This window comes from Pseudomonas sp. LB3P14, from assembly GCF_054898045.1.
Window position 1 is genome coordinate 4,612,228 of the sequence record NZ_CM142714.1, and the last position, 17,877, is coordinate 4,630,104.

15 protein-coding genes are annotated in these 17,877 nt (G+C 59.4%); 6 read left to right on the plus strand and 9 right to left on the minus strand.

The window, feature by feature from the left end:
* From ACYZT5_RS21280 to ureC, 3 genes are all read left to right on the plus strand, one after another.
* Positions 1 to 534, plus strand: coding sequence for a GNAT family N-acetyltransferase (locus ACYZT5_RS21280; RefSeq protein ID WP_149630192.1), 534 nt, complete (start codon positions 1 to 3; stop codon positions 532 to 534).
* Positions 534 to 842: an urease subunit beta gene (locus ACYZT5_RS21285; protein ID WP_462047271.1), complete on the plus strand. Its 309-nt coding sequence runs from the start codon at positions 534 to 536 to the stop codon at positions 840 to 842. Before ACYZT5_RS21280 ends, ACYZT5_RS21285 begins: the two co-directional genes overlap by 1 nt.
* Positions 843 to 968: 126 nt before the next feature.
* The gene (gene ureC, locus ACYZT5_RS21290) at positions 969 to 2,669 is read left to right on the plus strand and encodes an urease subunit alpha (RefSeq protein ID WP_462047272.1); all 1,701 of its coding nucleotides are present in this window, start codon (positions 969 to 971) and stop codon (positions 2,667 to 2,669) included.
* Between the two features lie 73 nt (positions 2,670 to 2,742).
* Here ureC and ACYZT5_RS21295 read toward each other — a convergent pair whose 3' ends face one another.
* Positions 2,743 to 7,956: a dermonecrotic toxin domain-containing protein gene (locus ACYZT5_RS21295; RefSeq protein ID WP_462047273.1), complete on the minus strand. Its 5,214-nt coding sequence runs from the start codon at positions 7,954 to 7,956 to the stop codon at positions 2,743 to 2,745.
* 324 nt (positions 7,957 to 8,280) lie between these two features.
* Between ACYZT5_RS21295 and ACYZT5_RS21300 the strand changes: the two genes are divergently transcribed.
* Positions 8,281 to 9,408 (plus strand): sensor histidine kinase, encoded by a 1,128-nt coding sequence (locus tag ACYZT5_RS21300; protein ID WP_462047274.1) that lies wholly within the window; start codon positions 8,281 to 8,283, stop codon positions 9,406 to 9,408.
* Positions 9,409 to 9,419: 11 nt separating this feature from the next.
* Here ACYZT5_RS21300 and ACYZT5_RS21305 read toward each other — a convergent pair whose 3' ends face one another.
* Positions 9,420 to 9,728: a chaperone modulator CbpM gene (locus ACYZT5_RS21305; protein ID WP_462047275.1), complete on the minus strand. Its 309-nt coding sequence runs from the start codon at positions 9,726 to 9,728 to the stop codon at positions 9,420 to 9,422.
* Between the two features lie 23 nt (positions 9,729 to 9,751).
* The gene (locus ACYZT5_RS21310; RefSeq protein ID WP_462047276.1) at positions 9,752 to 10,699 is read right to left on the minus strand and encodes a DnaJ C-terminal domain-containing protein; all 948 of its coding nucleotides are present in this window, start codon (positions 10,697 to 10,699) and stop codon (positions 9,752 to 9,754) included.
* 294 nt (positions 10,700 to 10,993) lie between these two features.
* Between ACYZT5_RS21310 and ACYZT5_RS21315 the strand changes: the two genes are divergently transcribed.
* Positions 10,994 to 12,268: an Hsp70 family protein gene (locus tag ACYZT5_RS21315; protein ID WP_462047277.1), complete on the plus strand. Its 1,275-nt coding sequence runs from the start codon at positions 10,994 to 10,996 to the stop codon at positions 12,266 to 12,268.
* Positions 12,269 to 12,407: 139 nt separating this feature from the next.
* Here the strand turns inward: ACYZT5_RS21315 and ACYZT5_RS21320 are convergent, their stop codons facing one another.
* From ACYZT5_RS21320 to ACYZT5_RS21330, 3 genes are all read right to left on the minus strand, one after another.
* A complete protein-coding gene (locus ACYZT5_RS21320) occupies positions 12,408 to 13,421 on the minus strand; it encodes an AI-2E family transporter (RefSeq protein ID WP_462047278.1) in 1,014 nt (337 codons plus the stop codon).
* A gap of 250 nt (positions 13,422 to 13,671) precedes the next feature.
* On the minus strand, positions 13,672 to 13,977 hold the full coding sequence (locus ACYZT5_RS21325; protein WP_462047279.1) for a PsiF family protein: 306 nt from the start codon (positions 13,975 to 13,977) through the stop codon (positions 13,672 to 13,674).
* A 64-nt stretch (positions 13,978 to 14,041) separates the two neighbouring features.
* Complete coding sequence (locus ACYZT5_RS21330) at positions 14,042 to 14,836, minus strand: helix-turn-helix domain-containing protein (RefSeq protein ID WP_462047280.1); 795 nt, start codon at positions 14,834 to 14,836, stop codon at positions 14,042 to 14,044.
* 95 nt (positions 14,837 to 14,931) lie between these two features.
* Here ACYZT5_RS21330 and ACYZT5_RS21335 point away from each other — a divergent pair, with 95 nt between their 5' ends.
* Positions 14,932 to 15,819 (plus strand): DMT family transporter, encoded by an 888-nt coding sequence (locus ACYZT5_RS21335; RefSeq protein ID WP_462047281.1) that lies wholly within the window; start codon positions 14,932 to 14,934, stop codon positions 15,817 to 15,819.
* A gap of 91 nt (positions 15,820 to 15,910) precedes the next feature.
* Here ACYZT5_RS21335 and ACYZT5_RS21340 read toward each other — a convergent pair whose 3' ends face one another.
* From ACYZT5_RS21340 to ACYZT5_RS21350, 3 genes are all read right to left on the minus strand, one after another.
* Positions 15,911 to 16,801, minus strand: a complete 891-nt coding sequence (locus tag ACYZT5_RS21340; RefSeq protein WP_462047282.1) for an esterase/lipase family protein — start codon at positions 16,799 to 16,801, stop codon at positions 15,911 to 15,913.
* A gap of 109 nt (positions 16,802 to 16,910) precedes the next feature.
* Positions 16,911 to 17,216, minus strand: coding sequence for a DMT family transporter (locus tag ACYZT5_RS21345; protein ID WP_462047283.1), 306 nt, complete (start codon positions 17,214 to 17,216; stop codon positions 16,911 to 16,913).
* Entirely contained in the window at positions 17,217 to 17,855 is a 639-nt protein-coding gene (locus tag ACYZT5_RS21350; protein WP_462047284.1) for an FMN-dependent NADH-azoreductase, read from the minus strand.
* Positions 17,856 to 17,877 lie beyond the last annotated feature (22 nt).

Genomic DNA, 17,877 nt, shown 5'->3' on the forward strand with positions numbered 1-17,877 from the left:
ATGAACGCCGCCCAACTGCGCCGCGTCAATGTTGAAAGCTTTGCGCACTATCGTCAGGGTTTGATTGATCTGCTGCTCGACGCCGTCGGCTATGGCGCCAGCGTCGGGTTCATGGCCAATCTGGACGCCACCCAGGCCCGAGCCTATTTCGATGATGTCCAGGAGAACCTGAACAAGGGCAACGTGCTGCTGTGGGTGGTGGTCAAGGACGAGCAAGTGCAGGCCAGTGTGCAACTGACCCTGTGCCAGAAGGCCAATGGCCTGAACCGCGCTGAAGTGCAAAAACTGCTGGTGCGTGAACATGCGCGCCGCCGGGGTCTGGGCCAACAGTTGATGAGCGCTCTGGAGCAGGCCGCGCTCCAGCACAAACGCGGCATGCTCTACCTCGACACCGAGGCCGGCTCCCCTGCCGAAGACTTCTACAAGGCTCTGGGTTACACCCGCGCAGGTGAACTTCCCGACTATGCTTGCGACCCGAGCGGCCGCTACAAACCGACCGCGCTCTATTACAAGATTCTCCAGGGAGCCCATTGATGATTCCCGGTGAATACCAGATCCAGCCCGGCGACATCGAACTCAACGTGGGCCGCCGCACCCTCAGCATGAAGGTGGCCAACAGCGGCGACCGCCCGATCCAGGTCGGCTCGCATTACCACTTCTTCGAAACCAACGATGCGCTGACGTTCGACCGCGCCGCCAGCCGCGGCATGCGCCTGAACATCCCCGCCGGCACCGCTGTGCGCTTTGAGCCGGGCCAGAGCCGCGAAGTCGAGTTGGTAGACCTGGCCGGGCATCGCCGGGTGTTCGGGTTTGCCGGGCGGATCATGGGTGATCTCGACTGACTGATCGTTCCCACGGTCCCCGTGGGAATGCATCCCGTGACGCTCCGCGTCACATAACGGCGGACGCAGAGCGTCCATGGCGGCATTCCCACGCAGAGCGTGGGAACGATCAATGAAGGAACTGCAATGAAGATTTCCCGTCAGGCCTACGCCGACATGTTCGGCCCCACCGTCGGCGACAAGGTCCGTCTGGCCGACACCGAACTGTGGATCGAAGTAGAAAAGGACTTCACCACCTACGGCGAAGAAGTGAAATTCGGCGGCGGCAAAGTCATCCGAGACGGCCAGGGCCAAAGTCAATTACTCGCTGCAGAGGTCGTCGACACCCTGATCACCAACGCGTTGATCATCGACCACTGGGGCATCGTCAAGGCTGATGTCGGCCTCAAGGACGGTCGCATCGCCGCCATCGGCAAGGCCGGCAACCCGGACATCCAGCCGAACGTGACCATTGCGGTCGGTGCCAGTACCGAAGTCATCGCCGGCGAAGGCATGATCCTCACGGCGGGCGGCATCGACACGCACATCCACTTCATCTGCCCGCAGCAGATCGAAGAAGCACTGATGAGCGGCGTCACCACCATGATCGGTGGCGGCACCGGCCCGGCCACTGGCACCAATGCAACCACCTGCACGTCCGGGCCGTGGCACTTGGCGCGCATGCTTCAGGCCGCCGATGCGTTCCCAATGAACATCGGCCTCACCGGCAAAGGCAACGCCAGCCTGCCGGAGCCGTTGATCGAACAGGTCAAGGCCGGCGCCATCGGCCTGAAGCTGCACGAGGATTGGGGCACCACCCCGGCGAGCATCGATAACTGCCTGAACGTCGCCGACCAGTACGACGTACAAGTGGCGATCCACACCGACACCCTCAACGAATCGGGCTTCGTCGAAACCACCCTTGCCGCCTTCAAGGGCCGCACCATCCACACCTATCACACCGAAGGCGCAGGCGGCGGGCATGCCCCGGACATCATCAAGGCCTGCGGATTCGCCAACGTGCTGCCGAGTTCGACCAACCCGACCCGGCCGTTCACCCGCAACACCATCGACGAACACCTCGACATGCTGATGGTCTGCCATCACCTCGACCCGAGCATTGCCGAGGACGTGGCCTTCGCCGAAAGCCGCATCCGTCGTGAAACCATCGCCGCCGAAGACATCCTGCACGACCTCGGCGCGTTCTCGATGATCAGCTCCGACAGCCAGGCCATGGGCCGCGTCGGTGAAGTCATCACCCGCACCTGGCAGACCGCCGACAAGATGAAAAAACAGCGCGGCCCGTTGCCCGGTGATGGCGAAGGCAATGACAACTTCCGCGCCAAACGCTACATCGCCAAGTACACCATCAACCCGGCGATCACCCACGGCATCAGCCATGAAGTCGGCTCGGTCGAAGTGGGTAAATGGGCGGATCTGGTGCTTTGGCGCCCGGCATTTTTCGGGGTCAAACCGACGCTGATCCTCAAGGGTGGTGCCATTGCCGCCAGCCTGATGGGCGACGCCAACGCATCGATTCCGACGCCGCAACCGGTGCATTACCGCCCGATGTTCGCCAGTTACGGCGGCTCGCTGCACGCCACCAGCCTGACCTTTATCAGCCAGGCAGCCCAGGAGGCAGGTTTGCCGGAAGCCTTGGGGTTGAAGAAGAAAATCGTCGTGGTCAAAGGTTGTCGCGAGGTCCAGAAAACCGACTTGATCCACAACGATTACCTGCCGAACATCGATGTCGACCCGCAGACCTATCAGGTCAAGGCCGACGGGGTGCTGCTGTGGTGTGAACCGGCAGAAACGCTGCCAATGGCGCAGCGTTACTTCCTGTTTTGAAGGAGTGGCGACCCGACCATGGAGAAAAACATGCGATGGCCCTGAAACCATCGCATCGCAACCCACCGTTCGATCAGCCCGCCGATTCAACGATGTAAGGCACCTCGACCCGTTGCAGCTTCGCCCGGTCCATGGCTTGTCGCGTCAACAGCTTGAGCAAGGCGTCCATCTCGTTTTTGATCGCCGTGTATTGCTTGTTGAATTCCTCATCCGCCATGACCTGGCCCGGGGCGAACTCGCTTTCCGGTTTACCCAGTTCAGAGGCCAGAACCCGGATACGCGTTTTCAACCGGTCTTTTTCTTCCGGCGACAGGTTCGACCCGGCAGTCCTTTCATCCAGGACGGTCTTGAACTCATAAAGCAGGTTCATTCGCCGTTTAAACTGCTTGAAGCGCGACCGGTTGACCCCTTCCACATAGGATTTCCAGAAAGGCTGTCGGGCGATCGAATCACGCAGCTGGTCGCCTTCCTCCAGCCCCAGGACTTTGAGGCGAGCGTTTTCAATCATTGTCGGGGTCACGCCGGCAATGCCGCGAAATTGCATGGTGCGGGCCTGCCATGGCAAATCGAGGCCCTTCGGCGACTTGGGGTTCGTCAGGTCCCCCTCCTCGGGCCTCGCCAGTTCGGTGGTAAACGCCAGGTGAACCTCAACGACATCAATGGTCCCCGTCACATTACCGTCGGCGCCCACCCGGCGGAACTGCTCCCCATTCTTTATGCGTTCCACGATATGGTGATCGGCAATACTCTCGATCTCGTCCAGTCGCGCCGAGCCCTTGGCCAGGTCGACCAACTCGGCTTCGACCAAACCGGGGTTGGCCAACCCATACGCTTCGTGGACAAGCACTTTCACGCCCATGATGTTGAACAATTGCGTTGCCCCGTCGACACACTCTGTCCGCGCCACCGCTTCGGCAAAAATCGTCGTGCGCAATTCACTGTTCTCTTTCATGGCCTCCAGCATGCGCCAGACCTTGGCCGTCAGCTCTCGTCGATACAGGCCGCCGGCCTTGAAATCGGCTGACTGGGTTAGCCGCCAGATTTCATTGAAGAAAGACTCGGAGTTGAACTCATCCTCGACCGCATCCCAGATGGCTTGCCTGGTCTGCCATTGACCGGACATACCTTCCGCCCATTGAGTGCTGTCCAGGGTTCCTCTAGGCGGATAAGGGCGCTCGGGGTCGAGGCCGACCGACTCGGTATAGCGCCTGAGGGTGTTCAGGTTGTCCGGGGCCATCCATCTGGGCTCTCGACTCAACAGGGTGCGCGCCAGCAACTCGGCACGGAATGAACCGGGAGCAACGTCCGGTATACGGCTGATCGGGTTGCTTCGAAGATCAAGGTAAAAATTACGCGGGCGCGGCTGGGAAAAAAGCCCGGTTGGCCAGCTGTCGATGCCGGTGTTCTCCAGAATCAACAAATGCAGGTCCGGCATCCGGCTGATATCGGGCAGCAGCTTCAATGGGTTGCCTCTCAATCCCAGGGATCTGAGGCGGGTCAGACCTTTCAAATGCGCCACCGCCTGCAGGGTCAGCTCGATGCGGTTATCGCTCAGCGCCAGGTCCTCAAGAAAAGGCATTTCGCCAATGGCTGGCGGCAAACGGTCCAGTAGATTCCCGCTAACGTCCAGATCGCGCAGTTGGCGGAACGGCTTCAGAAAGTCCACTTGGCTGGGCAGCATGCTGGCCCGGGGCATACTCAGACGGGTGACGTGATCGAAAGTGGCAGTCAGCTTCGGCATGCTCGCAATGTGCCGGTACATTGACCGCCCGCCCAGATTGAGCGCCTGCGGACGGACAATGCCGGGGACCTCGACTCCCGCCGGGCCGGTCCGTTGCCAGCACTGTTTGATCGTCGCAGCGATATTGCGCCTGGATTCGATTTCCAGCTTCGCCACCAAACCGGTACTCGGCGGGGTTGCCGGTGCCTTTATCCAGCTATTGAGCGAACGTTCCAATTGGTCGAATTCATCCTCCAGCGCCTTCAGACGTTCAGGTGCCGAGTTACCGAAACCACTCATCAGCTCACCCACGTCCGCCTCGGACAGCTCCGGATACAGCCAGCCAAGGCGTTGACGAATCGTCTCCACGCCCATTTGTCGCGGATACCCTCGCATGCCGCCCCGAAGGCGCATGGCTTGCGGGTCGTAGGCCGGCTTTCGAATCGGATGCTGTTCCAGCACCGAGGCAAAACGCTCATGGCTCAGCGGCGAGCGCTGGAGCGCCTGTTTGAGTTTGTCCCCCTCATAAATTTCAAACCCAAGGGCTTTGCGTTCTGCGTCTGGCAATGCATGCAGCAAAGAGGCATAGAAGTCATCGGCGCCGTGCAGATGCTGCACTTGCTCGTCGCGTGCGTGGTACAGGCCTTGTTCATCGACAAACAGGACTTTGCGGATCGGGGCGTCTTCGGGGCCGACGCTGGCCTGTAATTCGCCGGTGTAAGAGAACGCACGAACCTCGATGCGAACTTCGGACGACCAGCCGGGCATGGCGGCGAGCGAAGCCAGCTCAAGCCGACGGGTGTCAGTGTCTTCCAGTGCTTCCAGATAGAGGCCTTCGTAGGCGCGGCTCATTCGCACGCGGTCCTGCGCAGCCCTCGCTTTTTCGCGAAGGCTCAGGGGAATACGGCGTTTTTGTGTCAGGTGCAGCAATTCCTCCGGGGTGGCATCGCGCAGTAATTCTTCAGCGACGATCACCGGCAATTGTGGATACTCGCCGCATAGCAGCAGCACATTGGCACTGTCAGAGACCTTCTGTTGTTGATAGAGGGTGTCGAAAACGCGTTTACGCTGTTTACCCGCGTGTTTGGCCAGACGCTTTCGCAATTCGTTGATGCGCACTTGTTTGTCGGTGGAAATACCCTGGCCGAGTAATTCATGAATTTCCGTTTCGCTGAAATTCTCGATCACGCGAATCGGCAAACGGCCTGCCCGGAGCACGTCGCGAGACAGTTTGATCTGGCGTTCAGCCGCGACCGCGACATTGCCGAAATCGACAGACACACCGTCCAGCTTTGGCCCGTCGAACAGCGCAATCCCTCGGGACTCAGGCCAACGCGGGAGTTCGGTCATGAACGCGGGAATCAAATTCTCCAACGCTTCGGGAATCCGGTCGGCGAGGATTTGCTCGCCAAGTTCACCGGCCTGCGCATACACCTTGAAGCGATCGAGGGTGTCGGCCAGCATCGCAGCAGGTGTTTCGTGCTCGACATGCATCCTGCGCAGTGCGTTTTCCTTGACGCCACTGACGGTCAGGATCTGTTCGAGGGATTCATCGGACACCGAATCCGTCGCCGTGCCCAATCGCCTCAGCAAGCGGGCCTTGTCCCACGCCAGGGGACGATCGATTTCAGTCTTCCAGCTGCCGGCATTGTTATGCCCGACAACGGGCTGATAAGCGTCCGGACGCTCAGGGTGCTTGAGGGTGCGCAGCCCGGTATCGGGATCCTGTGCCACCACGTAATGCTTATTCTCGAGTCGCAGCACATTCTTGCCCTCATGCTGGTAAAGGCCCAGCTCGTTGGGCTGCGAGGCTTGCGGCAAGACCACCGAATGCTCGTAGGGCGACAGGTCCGGGTTCCAGAGCCTCTGTTTGCCTTTGAACTCCACGGGTTTGAGGTTTTCGATGAAGGGCGAAAGTGCAACTGGCGCCTTGGGCAGGACATGCCCCGCGCCCATCAACGTAAATTGCGCAAAGTTGATCAAGACACCGTTGATGTAGGCCGACGCCTCTTCTTTATCGCCCTTGCTCCAGTCTTCAATACCTTCTGCCAGCTCCGCCATCATCTGCGCAACCATGATGCCCAGTACCGCCTCGTTCAATCCGGGTACCAACATCGCCGCGAAGGTGAACACGTTCCAGCCGATGTCCAGATAACTGGTCAGACGCTTCCAGCGACTGGTTGCATCTTCATCACCGGTCGGCACGGCAATGAAGCGCGCATCGCGAATGACTTTGTCCCGCCGCTCCTGGAAAAGCGTAATCCAGAGGTCAGTGGCAATCAGATTGGTGATGGGTTCGGCGTTGGGGTTTTCGATTGCGGTTTCGCGCCACCAGGGCCCCATGTCCAGAGGTTTTCGCTGCTGCCACTTGATGGTCTTGAGACGTTCGTTGACCCGGGCGAAAAAATGGCCTTTGTCCTTCTGCGCCACGAACCGGCTGAAAAACGCCTGGTAATCCGGGTCGCGCAGTTGGCTGATCAATACCTTCATGAACTCGGCCAGGGAGTCATATTCTTTCAGCGGGTGGTCGGGGTCATCCGGTACATAGGCGATCAATCGGCCGGTCAGGCGGCTCTGTTGATAAATGTCATCCTTGCGCAGCATATCGTCCGCGACACCGGTCGGGCCATTGGCGAAAAAGGCCTGGATCAGCTTGTATTGGTCATATCCGCTGCCGGATAAAAACGGAATACGTCGAGACCAGTTTGTCCAGAATTTCAAACTTTCGGGTGTCAAGGCATCGACTGCCGTTTTCAATGCCGAAGCCTCAGTCACGGCACTGAATAGCACGATCGACGTCAGGCGAAATCCCATCAGCGACAACCGATGGCTGCCCAGGGGCAAGCCATTAAACCTGATGCCTGTTTGTCCTTCAGCGACTTCATGCAGCCGGTTCAAGGCATCAACGCTGATATCGCCTTTCAGCCGAGCGATAAATGCCGATGACCTGAAGGCGGCTTTTTCACTGGCAATCCAGCGCTCCTGCAACTTGCGTTGTGTGTCGGGGTCGGTTGGCGTCAGCTTCGCTTTGATATGGGTTTGATATTGCCCGCCGATGTCCATCCTGCGGCACACGCTGGCGAATCTCGCCGGTGTGATGGCGTTGATCTGTCGTGGGTGTCCTTGTGCGTCGTTACGGAAAACACCCGACCCGCTTCTGAATGCGCCGTCTTGCGTTTCCGCTTCTTCAAAATTATGCAGCGCCGCGGCGAGCAATGAACTGCGGCGTATACGACTGGCACCGGTATCGATGCCGAAGATGATGTTGTCCGGAACATACAGGTGCAGTGACAGCGCTTCGGGATCTTCGTAGTTATTGAAGTTCGCCTGCAATGAAGTTTTCAGTAACGGCTTGGCAAAGGCATCAATATCGCTCTGCAGGTCAATCAGCAGTTCGGCAAGTTCGCCCTGCAAGCGCCAGCGCTCGTCAATCAGCTCTTTCAAACGCTGCCGATGGGGCGCCGGTAGTTTGATGTACCAGTCCGGCATCTTTGCCTTGAGCTTCAACATAGATTCAAGCGTGGCGGGCGACGCATTTTTTATCGCCGCGGGGATGACCTTGGTCACTCGTTGCTCGTGAACACTCTTATTCACCTTGGTCGCAGATGGAGAGTTCGGCGAATTGCTTCCTTGCAAGTCAGACATGGTTCAAACCTTCAAATGAATAGTGAAGCCAATAGACTATTCACCCATCGGCAAAACAAAAGCCTGAATAACTGTTCATTAAAGGAAGACGAATACGCTCAACGTTCGAAAAACAGGAGAGCAAATACACCTATGTACCACCTTGATAAATGCTCATTGTGCCGCCGCGCCGCAGGAGGTTTTTTCCCAGCCCAAAGACGCTACTATGCGACACCTCTAGCCTCCAAAATGCCCAGGAACCCGGTCATGCGCCTACCCGAATTCATCAGGCAACATGTAGACCGTATCGTCGATGAATGGGAGCAGTTCGCCAAAACGATCACCCCGGCGGCCGAGAATATGGATCAAGCCGCCTTGCGCGATCATGCCAAGGCGATTCTGCTGGCCGCCGCGCGGGACATGAGCACCGCGCAAACCGCCAGCGAACAACTCGCCAAGGCCAAGGGTGAAGGCCCGGAAAAAACCCCGAGTCTTGATCAGGCCGCCGCCAGCCATGGTGAGCTGCGGCATACCGTGGGCTTCGACCTGGTGCAGATGACCAGCGAATTCCGCCACCTGCGCGCTTGTGTGATTCGTCTGTGGGTCGACAGCCTGGAGTCGCCGGACCTGGCGTACTTCCAGGACATGATCCGTTTCAACGAAGCGATCGATGAAGCCCTCGCCGAATCGACGGCGGCCTATGCCGAGCAGGTCAATCGTTCACGGGATATTTTCCTGGCAATCCTCGGCCACGATCTGCGCGCGCCGCTGCAAGCGATCAGCATGTCCACAGAGTTGCTGCTGCGCAAAGCACCGCTCGAAGGCGATGCGCTGAGCTGCGCGATCAATATCAAGCGTGGCGCGCGGCACATGGCGGTGATGGTCAGCGATTTGCTGGAGCTGGTACGCAGTCGCCTGGGCAAGAGCCTGCCGATCGAACCGGCGCCCATGGACTTGGCCGATGCGGCGCATGCCGCGATTGCCGAAGCCTGCGCCGGCAACCCGGAGTGCGATCCGACAGTGAACGTGCAGGGAGACACCCAAGGTGTATGGGATGCCGGACGGCTTGGTCAACTGCTGCAAAACCTGATCGGCAATGCGTTACAGCATGGTTTGAACAAACGCGATGTGACGGTCACCCTCAGCGGCGAACCCGACGCGGTTCGCCTCACGGTGCATAACTACGGAACGCCGATTCCCGAGGATGCTATCGGCACGATCTTCGATCCACTGGTGCGCAGCGCCGACGAAGAACTCGGCCAGCCATCCACCAGCCTCGGCCTGGGTCTGTTTATCGTCAAGGAAGTGGTCAACGCCCATTCCGGGACGATCGAGGTCAGTTCCAGTGAGGCGGATGGCACGCTGTTTACCGTGGTGTTGCCACGCAAGATCTGAAATCAAAGGCCCTACAGGTCCACCACCAATCGCCCCAGCCGCTGCTTGAGCATGCGGTTCTCGGCCCGCAGTTGCTGGACTTCCTCAAGCAGGTCCAGCGCCAGGGCGACGCCTTCCCACTCCAGCTCCAGTTCGCGACGCAGCTTGGCCGCGCGCTTGGCCAGTGCCAACTCATAATCGTTGAAACGCCAATCCTTGGGCTGGGTGCCCTGAGGTTCGAGGATGCCGTGTTCGACGATTTCGATCACGTAGACGTCCGACAAGTCGGTCGCCTCACAGAATTCTGCCATGTCCAGTTGAACGATCAGGGGGGTGCTCATGATGGGCTACTCCGTCTCTGGGATCAGAAGTGTTCTCTGGGGTTGAAAGCCGCTTTTTTGGCCAGCTCCTGCCACAACGCCTTGACCTCGTCGTCCGAGGTTTTAGGCATGACGGCCTTGAGTTGTACAAACAAATAACCGCGATGACCGGCCTTGTTCAGCAATCCATGGCCCTTGGCACGCATGCGCTGGCCGTTCTGGCTACCGGCCGGAACCTTGAGGTTGATCTTGCCTGTCAGTGTAGGCACTGCCACTTCAGTCCCCAATGCCAACTCCCACGGAGCGAGCGGCAAGGTAATGATCAGGTTCTCGCCTTCGACGTCGAACTTGGGGTGCGGCGCAAAGCGAATGATCAGGAACAAGTCGCCATTGGCCCCACCACCCACGCCCGGTGCACCCTGCCCCTTGAGGCGGATACGCTCGCCGTCGGCCACGCCGGCCGGGATCTTCACATTCAGGCTTTTGCTGGTGTTACTCACATGCTGGCCGGCCGCATTGTAGTGCGGCACCTGGAAGGTGACCTTCTTCGATTCGTTCGAGAGGGTTTCTTCCAGAAAAATCCCAAGTTCCATTTCCACGTCTTGCCCTCGACGTCCGGCGCTACGGCCCGACTGTCCACCACCAAAACCAGGGCCACGGTTACCGAAGATCGAACTGAAGAAGTCCGAAAAATCGCCCGTATCCTGACCACCACCGAAACCGCCGGCACCACGCCCCTGCCAACCCGGCGGGCCCTGGAACGGTTGGCCGTGCTGGCCGTATTTGCGCAAATCGTCGTATTCGGCGCGCTTGTCGGCGCTTTTCAGCGCTTCATAGGCTTCCGAGGCGTCCTTGAACTTGGACTCGGCGTCCTTTTCCTTGCTGACGTCGGGGTGGTATTTGCGCGCCAGCTTGCGATAGGCGGCCTTGATCGCCTTATCGTCCGCGGTCGGCTCCACACCGAGAATCTTGTAATAGTCTTTGAAGTCCATCGCGGGAATCACCATCCGTTATCGATATCGCGCCACCACCGGCAGCCTGCGCTCATTGCCAGCCGCCAGATTGATCTCAAGGTTGTGACCGGGCAGCGCATCAGAAGTTTATCGGCAGCGGTGGGCGGTTCTTGCGACCGTCCTGTGGCTGCCAGGCCCAATGCAGACAAGTTTGGGGCATCGGGCCGTCTTATCAAGGCGCTAATAGCTGAGATTTAGCGGATAGTCGGCCTTCGAATCTGCGCCGCACTGGCATACACTGCGCGGCCGTTTTTTAACCGGAACTCGAAAGACATGAAAAACGCATCTCCAGCCCGTGCCTGTGGTATCGACTTCGGCACGTCCAACTCCACCGTCGGCTGGCTGCGCCCCGGCATGGAAACGCTGATCGCGCTGGAGGACGACAAGATCACCCTGCCTTCGGTGGTCTTCTTCAATATGGAAGAACGCCGCCCGGTGTACGGCCGCCTGGCGCTGCACGAGTACCTGGAAGGCTATGAAGGCCGGTTGATGCGCTCGCTCAAGAGCCTGCTGGGCTCCAAGCTGATCAAGCACGACACCAGTGTCCTCGGCACCGCGATGCCGTTCAAGGACCTGCTCGGGCTGTTTATCAGTCAGCTGAAGAAACGCGCCGAAGCTGCCGCCGGTCGCGAGTTCGAGGAAGTGGTGCTGGGTCGTCCGGTGTTCTTCGTCGATGACGATGAAGTGGCCGACCAGGAAGCCGAAAACACCCTGGTGGACGTGGCCCGTGCCATCGGTTTCAAGGACGTTTCGTTCCAGTACGAACCGATTGCGGCGGCATTCGACTATGAGTCGACCATCGAAAAAGAAGAACTGGTACTGATCGTCGACATCGGCGGTGGTACGTCCGACTTCTCGCTGGTGCGCCTGTCCCCTGAACGCCGTACCCACGACAACCGTCACGACGATATTCTCGCCACCGGTGGCGTGCACATCGGCGGGACCGATTTCGACAAGCAGCTGAGCCTGCAAGGCCTGATGCCGCTGTTCGGTTACGGCAGCCGGATGAAGAGCGGCGCTTACATGCCGACCAGCCACCACATGAACCTGGCGACCTGGCACACCATCAACTCGGTGTACTCGCAAAAGTCGACCCTGGCGCTGGGCAGCATGCGCTACGACATCGAAGACACCGGCGGCATCGATCGCCTGTTCAAGCTGATCGACCAGCGCGCCGGCCACTGGCTGGCCATGGAAGTGGAAGAAACCAAGATCCAGCTGACCCACGCCGACAGCCGCCATGTGCCGCTGGACCGCATCGAACCGGGTTTGAGCGTGGAGTTGAGCCGGGCACTGTTCGAATCGGCCATCGACAACCTGCTGGAGCGCGTGCGCAACAGCGTGACCCAGTTGCTGAAGGACGCCAACGTGCGGGTCGATCAGGTGGATACGGTGTTTTTCACGGGTGGCTCGAGCGGAATTCCGGCACTGCGCAACAGCGTCTCGGCGATGTTGCCAAACGCGCAGCATGTGGAAGGGAACATCTTTGGCAGTATCGGCAGTGGCTTGGCGATTGAGGCGATGAAGCGCTACGGCAACATGGATTGATCCGAAACCGAAGTAGTGATCGTTCCCACGCTCTGCGTGGGAATGCATCCCGTGACGCTCCGCGTCACAGCCTCAACAGCGGACGCAGAGCGTCCATGGCGGCATTCCCACGCAGAGCGTGGGAACGATCATGGGGTGGTTACACCATCCCCACCTGCTTCAACTCACTCTTCAGATACGCGTAATAAATCGGCCCTGCCACCACCCCCGGCAGGCCGAACGCGGCCTCGAACACCAGCATCGCCAGCAGCAACTCCCACGACTTGGCACTGATCTGCCCGCCGACAATGCGCGCGTTGAGGAAGTATTCGAGCTTGTGGATAAAAATCAGGTAACCCAGCGCCGCCACGGCTACCCAGATCGACAGCGACAGACCGACGATGGTGATCAGGGTGTTCGACATCAGGTTGCCGATCACCGGCAGCAGGCCGAGCAGGAAGGTCAGTACGATCAGGGTTTTGGTCAGCGGCAGCTTGATCCCGAACATCGGCAGGACCACCGCCAGGAAAATCCCGGTGAAGAAGGTGTTGAGCAGGGAAATCTTGATCTGGGCGAACACGATGTTGCGAAACGCCTGGACCAGCAGGTGCAAGCGATCGAACAGCGCGGCGGCCAATGGCTTGCGTTTGGTCACGTCCGGCACGCGCTGCAAGGCAATGATCGCCCCCAGTACCATGCCGATCAGCAGCGTCACAAACATGTGCGCCGCATCCTTGCCCACCAGCTGCAAGTCGCTGAGGTGCTTGCTCATCCACTCGCCAATCGCCACGCGGAATTCGGCGGCGCTGGCGGGCAGATAGGCGTCGATGAACGGCGGCAGTTGCCCGCGCGCGCGATCAACTACGCCCATGAATTTGTCGAGAGAAGCGCCGGGGTTTTCCGCTTCGTGCAGCAGAAAACTGATGGCACCGGCAAAGATCAGCGTCAACACACTGACCACTAGCGTCCCCAACAACGCCACCGCCAGCCAGCGCGCACGCCGGCCTTCGATCAGCCGCTGCAATTGCGGGGTGAGCATGTTGACCAGTTCGAACACCAGCAGCCCGGCCAGCAGACTCGGCAGCAATCGCAGTGGGATCACCAGCAGCAATCCACCAAAGATGATGACCCAACTGATTAACAGCAAGACTTGGCGTTGAGAAAACGTTGGCATACAGCCTCAAAACGAACGGCGTAAAAGGATTGGCAGTCTGCCAGCGTTCCGATGCCAGCACTAGGGATTGTGTAGGTCGACCTTAGTGGGGGCGCTGGTGGCTTTTTTCAGTGCTCTTGCTGGCCTCATCGCGGGCAAGCCCGCTCCCACATTTGTCCTGCGAACACAGATCCACTTTGGGAGCGAGCCGGCTCCGGGCGGCGTTCCGACGAAGAGGTCCTCACAGCCCCCGCGTATCCCGGTCCAATGATTATTTTTTCTTCAGACAATCACTCATGAAGGCTTTACGCGCATCGCCTTTCAACGCCTGGGTAGCGGCATCGGCGTTACAGGTTTTCATCTTTTCTTGCTGAGGGGTCATGGGTTTTGCAGCCTCTGCGGCCGGCGCCGCTTTCAGGCACGTGCTCATGAAGGCTTTACGTTCATCGCCCTTGAGGGTTTTTGCGGTGGCGTCAGCATTGCAGGTGGTCATTTTGTTCTGTTGGGCAGTGGCGGCAAAGCCCTGGGAGCAGAGCAGCAAACCCATCATCAACAAAGGGACACGCAACATCTTCATGGAGTTTTCTCCTTGTTGCCGCACCGAGGAGCACGGCCTCGCTCTGGAGTGTAGACAACGCCTGTTACACCTTCCTGCTCTCAAGGTGGCTGCGTCGATACTGTTCCGGCGTGCACCCTGCCTGGCGTTGAAACATCGCGATAAACGCTGAACCGGTGCTGTAACCCGTGTCGAAGGCGATTTCCTGAATGCTGCGGAGGCTGTCCAGTGCTTCGATGGCTGCCAGATACCGTAACCGCTGCCGCCACTCGCCAAAACTCATGCCCAGTTCACGCACGAACCGCCGCGCCAGCGTGCGTTCGCTGACATGGATCTGCGCGGCCCACTCCGCCAAGGGCCGGTTATCACCGGGCTCGGCCTGCAAGGCTTCCAGTATTGCGAGCAAGCCGGGGCTGCTGGCGTAGGGCAAGTAACACTCATGCACCGGTGCCTGTTGCAGTTGATCCACCAGTACCTGGGCCAGACGTTTATCCGCTTCGTGCGCGGGAATCTTCACATCGCGGGCGGCAAAGTCTTTGAGAATGGCTTTGAGGATGTCGCTGATCGCCAGGGTGCAGGCCTGCAGAGGCAGGTCGTGGCACGTCAACGGAGCCAGACAGACCGCACGGTAGTTGATCGGCTGATGGCTGTAGAAACTGTGCTCGGTCTGCGGCGGCACCCACACCGCATAGTGCGGCGGAGACATGAAGCGGCTGCCGCCGATTTCCATGTGCAAGACGCCGTGAGCCGAATACTCCAGCGTGCCCCATGGATGACGGTGCGCCGAGGCATAGCGGTGCGCATCAAAGTCGGCATAGCGGAAGTACACCGGGGCAGGCAGTTCACTGAAATCCAGCAGGTCGATGTGTTTACTGTTCATGCTGTCCGTCATCAGGGGCAGGTTGTCTGGATCGAAGTATAGGCTTGCATCCAGACAGGCGATAATCACCCCTCATTAACGCTCTGGTTTTTCCCATGCAATACGCTTATCCCCTGCTGGCCATTTTCATCTGGGCCGGCAACACCGTGATCACCAAAATGTCAGCCGGGGCGATTTTCCCCGCCGAGATCGGTTTTTACCGCTGGCTACTGGCCGGATTGCTCTTCACGCCGTTCATGCTCAAACCGGTCATCGCCCATTGGCCGGCGACCCGCCCGAACCTGGGCAAGATTTTCATCCTCGGTGTGCTCGGCATGGCGGTTTATCAAAGCCTGGCGTATTTCGCCGCGACCCTGACCTCGGCCACCAATATGGGGATCATCCTGTCGCTGATGCCGTTGATGTCACTGACCATGGCCATTGTCAGCCTCGGCCAGCGCCTGACCGCCGGAGCACTGGCCGGTGCGGTGCTGTCGCTAGCGGGGGTTTTGGTGGTCGTCTCGTCCGGCAGCCTCGGCGCGCTGCTCGAGCACGGGGTGAACCTGGGTGATGCCATGATGCTGATCGCCACCCTGGCCTACGCGATCTACAGCACGCTGCTGAAAAAATGGCAGCTGCGGTTACCGCCGCTGGTGTTGCTGTATTTGCAGGTATGGGTGGCCGTGGTGGTGCTGTTTCCGCTATTCCTCGCTTCACCGAAGATCGGCCCGACGCTGCAGAACATTCCGCTGGTGCTTTACGCCTGCCTGCTGGCCTCGATGCTTGCGCCATTGGCGTGGATGCAAGCCGTGATCCGCCTGGGGCCGAGCCGGACCACGTTGTTTTTCAATCTGCTGCCGTTGATTACTGCGCTGATTGCGGCGGTGGTGCTGCATGAGCAGTTGGCGATGTATCACTTGGTGGGTGGGATGTTGACGTTGGGTGGGGTGATTCTTTCCGAGCGCTGGACTACCGTGCTCGGTCGTAAGGTTAGTGTTGCCTGACACGACGCCTTCGCGGGCAAGCCTCGCTCCTACAAGGGATCGACGTAAATTTGTAGGAGCGAGGCTTGCCCGCGAAGAACGATAACGCAGTCTAAAGCCCTGCCGCTTTCAGCCGCGCCGCATGCTCGACAAACAACCGGACCGGCTCCGCGCCCTTCCCCACCAAACCCAGTGACTGATTGACGATATCGAAGTGATCCATCGGATACTCATCACCTATCACCGTCCCCAGATGCGAGCTGTAACGCCCGACCATCCCGTCGCAATGCCCGACCTCTCGAACGAAGGTCCTGGCAAACAACCGGCAACTGCGGTTAGTCCCATCGAACAGGTTACGCCCCCGATCAGTTTTCCCCGGTTGCAAGGTCCCGGACCAGGAGTAATACCGCACGCCGTTGACCTCTTCCGGCCCATGCCCGCCCCAGGTGTCAGGCAAGCCCTGTGGATAACGCTGGTTGAACAGCGCCACGCCTTCAGTCATCAGTGAATGATGGGAGGCATGGATATCAACCGGCAATTTCGGCCCGCGATAACCGGTTTCCAGCAGGCTCATCAGCGCACTGATCCACCGCAGCAAAACGCTGAGCAAACGCCCCTTGGCGCTGTCTCCCGGATAGTGTTTATGCAGGTAATCCGCCAGTTCCGAACCGTGATTGGGCCCTGCCACCGACGTCACCGAAGCCACCCGGTCCGGGCGCTTGGCGGCGGCGTAACGGGCGGTGAGCGAGCCCTGGCTATGGCCGATCAGGTTGACCTTCTCGGCCCCGGTTTCCCGCAGAATCTCCTCGATCCGCGCCAGCAACTGCTCGCCACGTACCTCGTTTGAATTGAGCGGCGAGACCTGCACCGCAATCACTGTCGCCCCACCCCGGCGCAACGCCGAGACGATCCCGTACCAATACGGATAAATCAGCAGACGGATAAACCCGAGCATTCCCGGGACCAGCACCAATGGGTAACGCGTGGCGGAGCCTTGCGACATGGGCGAACTTCCTTGTGATCGGTGAGGTGGCGCAAGACTGAGTGCAAGACATCAGCCAAGCATCGGCATCGAAGATGACAGCTCGACGACCAGTCTATGACATCCCACCCTACTTAAGCCCAACCACCCCCGCCACGATCAACCCGACCGACACCAACTTGACTGCCGTCAAGCTTTCGCCGAGCAGCGCAAACCCGAGAAACACCGTGCCCAGTGAGCCGATGGCGGTCCAGATCGGGTAAGCGATGCTTACCGGCAACTCGCGCATCGCCAGGGTCAGGAAGTAAATCCCGCCCACCGCCGCCACCACGGTGATCACTGACGGCCAGAGCCGGGTGAAGCCCTCTGCGTACTTCATGCCCATGGCAAAGGTGACTTCGAAGCCGGCGGCGATCAGCAAAAACAACCAGGCCATCTAGAACTCCCTGGCCAGCGCCCGCAAACGCTGCTCGGCCTCGGCTGCGGAGATCTGGAAGGTGCGTTCCTCGGATTCTTCGCCTTCTGCGGCCACAACTGTAATGTCGGTGATGCCGATGAACCCCAACGCCGTTCGCAACAACGGATCGGCATGGTTCATCGCCTCCAGTTCTCCACCGGGCCCGAAACCGAACCCGCCGCGACTGGTGACGATCAACGCCTTTTTGCCCTGCACCAGCGGCTCGTAGTGGGCCACGCCATTGTCCAGGGTGTGATTGAAGGTCAACCCCAACCGCACAATCTGATCGATCCAGGCCTTGAGGCCGCTGGGCACGCTGAAGTTGTGCATAGGCGTGGAGATCACCAATAAATCATGACCGAGTAACTCGCCCACCAGTTCATCGCTGAACGCCAGGTCGGCCTGCATCGACAGCGGCCGCGCATCGGGCTCGGGGTAAAACGCGGCGGCGACAAAAGCCTCGTTGACCGGCGGAATCAACGCCCGACCGACTTCGCGACGGGTCAGGTGCGACTGAGGATTGGCCGCCTGCCAGGCTGAAAGAAACACCTCGGCTAAACGCCGGGAGTGAGAACGGTCGCCACGGGGGCTGGCGTGCACGGCAAGAATTGTACTCATCTGAATCTCCTGAGGGACTAAA